Annotated in this window: 3 protein-coding genes; all 3 read left to right on the top strand. The window is 76.9% G+C overall.

The window, feature by feature from the left end; all coding sequences use genetic code 11:
- Positions 1-410: DUF5682 family protein (locus ABZ914_RS50355; protein WP_500201670.1), on the top strand; the 410-nt coding region annotated here is incomplete at its 5' end.
- On the top strand, positions 407-1,612 hold the full coding sequence (locus ABZ914_RS50350; RefSeq protein WP_500201669.1) for a VWA domain-containing protein: 1,206 nt from the start codon (positions 407-409) through the stop codon (positions 1,610-1,612). The genes ABZ914_RS50355 and ABZ914_RS50350, both read left to right, overlap by 4 nt.
- Positions 1,609-2,290 (top strand): hypothetical protein (locus ABZ914_RS50345; protein ID WP_500201668.1); only part of this gene is annotated, 682 nt, incomplete at its 3' end. The genes ABZ914_RS50350 and ABZ914_RS50345, both read left to right, overlap by 4 nt.

Below are 2,290 nucleotides of genomic sequence, written 5' to 3'. Positions count from 1 at the left end.
GCCTCGGCCGGGCGCTCGGCGACACCGCCGACCCCGCCCGCGCGGTGCGCGGCGCCGCCGGGCCGCGGGTGTTCGGCGACTGGCTCGCCGGGCTGTTCGCGCTGGCCAGGCAGGAGGTCCTCGACCCCGGCGGGACCGTCCTCGCCGTCCTGGACGAGCTGGTCGGCGCGCTCACCGACGAGGACTTCCTCGTCGCGCTGCCCGCGCTGCGGCAGGCGTTCGAGTTCTTCCCGCCGCGCGAGCGGGAGACGATCGCCGAGCGGCTGCTGGCCCGCCGCGGCCTGCGCGGGTCCGCCCGCGGGCTGCTGCGCGCGCCCCGCGACCCCCTCCTCATCGCCGAAGCGCGCGCCCTGGAAGAGCGCGTCGACCGCGCCCTCGAGGCCGCCGGACTCACCGGAGGACGACCATGACCCCACCCGGGACCCCCGCCGAAACCCCGGCCGGGACCGCCGCCGGTGACCTGGAGCGCTGGCGGCTCATCCTCGGCGCGCCCGCCGGCGGCGCCACCGGGGCGCTCGGCGCCGACGCCGCCGCGCGCGACCGCGCCCTCGACTGGCTCTACGGCCGCGACCCCGAACTCGCGCGGCGCGGCGTCCGGCGCGGCGGCGCGGGCTCGCGCTCCGCGCCCGGAGACGGCCGTTCCGGCGACCGGACCGGCGGCGACGGGGAGTCCGCGCTCACCACCGTCGACTGGCTGGACGACGTGCACCGGCTGTTCCCCAAGGAGACCATCGAGCGGCTCGAACGCGACGCCGTCGAGCGCTACGAGATCCACGACATCGTCACCGACCCGGCCGTGCTGGAGCGGATCGAGCCGGACCGGTCGCTGCTGCGCGCCGTCCTGCGGACCAAGCACCTGATGAACCCGGAGGTCCTCGCGCTCGCGCGGCGGATCGTCGAGGCCGTGGTGCGGGAGCTGATGGAGAAGCTCGCGACGGAGGTCAGGCAGGCGTTCCACGGCACCCGGTCGCGGCGCCCGAGCCGCATCCGCAACTCCCGCAACTTCGACTTCCACGGCACGGTCCGCGCGAACCTCGCGCACTACCGGCCCGACGAGCGCCGCCTCTACATCGAGAACCCGAGGTTCGTGTCGCGGACGCGGCGACACGTCGAGCAGTGGCAGATGATCCTGCTGGTCGACCAGTCCGGCTCGATGCTCGACTCGGTGATCCACTCCGCGGTCACCGCCGCGTGCCTGTGGGGGCTGCCGGGCCTGAAGACTCACCTCGTCGCGTTCGACACCGCCGTCGTGGACCTCACGTCCGACGTGACCGACCCGGCGGAGCTGCTGATGAAGGTGCAGCTCGGCGGCGGCACCGACATCGCCCGCGCGGTCGCCTACGGCGCCGGTCTCGTCGACAACCCGCGCCGCGCGATCGTCGCCGTCATCAGCGACTTCTACGAGGGCGGCGACGCGGGACGGCTCGTCCGGGAGGTCCGGCGCCTCGTCGAGCAGGGGACCTGCGTGCTCGGCCTCGCCGCGCTGGACGAGGACGCCAATCCCGCGTTCGACCGCGACATGGGGCGGCGGCTCGCCGCCGTCGGCGCGCACGTCGGCGCGATGACGCCGGGCCGGCTCGCCGAGTTCGTCGCGGAGAGGATCGGATCGTGACGCGCGCCGACCTGCTCGCCCTGACGCCGGACTCCCTCGCGGCCCTCGCCAACCGGGGCCTGGTCAAGCGCGCGGCGAAGGACCTGGACGCGGGCAACGGCCCCGAGCTGACGATCGCCCCGGACGGCGGCGTCGAGGGCAGGTACCCCGACGGGACCACGGCGGCGCTGCCGGCGGGCGCGGGCCTGGAGGCCGCGACCTGCACCTGCGCCGCGACCGGCACGTGCCGCCACCAGATCTGCCTCGTCCTGGCCTACCAGCGCGACGCCGCCGCCGGAGCCGCCGACGCCACCGAGGAGGAGCCCGGCGAGCCCGCCGCCGCCGAGGTCGCCGACTGGTCGCCCGGGACGCTCGACGACGACGCGCTCGCCGCCGTCCTCGGCCGCCGCGCCCTCACCGCCGCCCGCCGCGCCCACCGCGCCGGGTACGCGGCGGCGATCCACCGGCCGACGCCGGACGACCCCGTCGCGCGCGTCGAGCTCCAGACCTGCACCGTCCGGTTCCTCGTGCCGGGCGAGCTCGGCTACGTGCACACCGACGCGGTCGCGTCCGTCCGCGGCGAGATGACCGTGCTGGCCGCCTGGGCGTTCCGCGCCGCCGACGAGCGGGGCCTCACCGGCGCCGACGTCCGGCTCGACGTCGGCGGCGAGGCGAAGGGCGGCGACCGCTCCGGCGGGC

Origin of the sequence: Spirillospora sp. NPDC046719 (genome assembly GCF_040645715.1) — a bacterium.
Lineage (GTDB): Bacteria > Actinomycetota > Actinomycetes > Streptosporangiales > Streptosporangiaceae > Spirillospora.
Note: the sequence above shows the minus strand (reverse complement) of the source record. Positions and strands in the feature narration are given on the sequence as shown.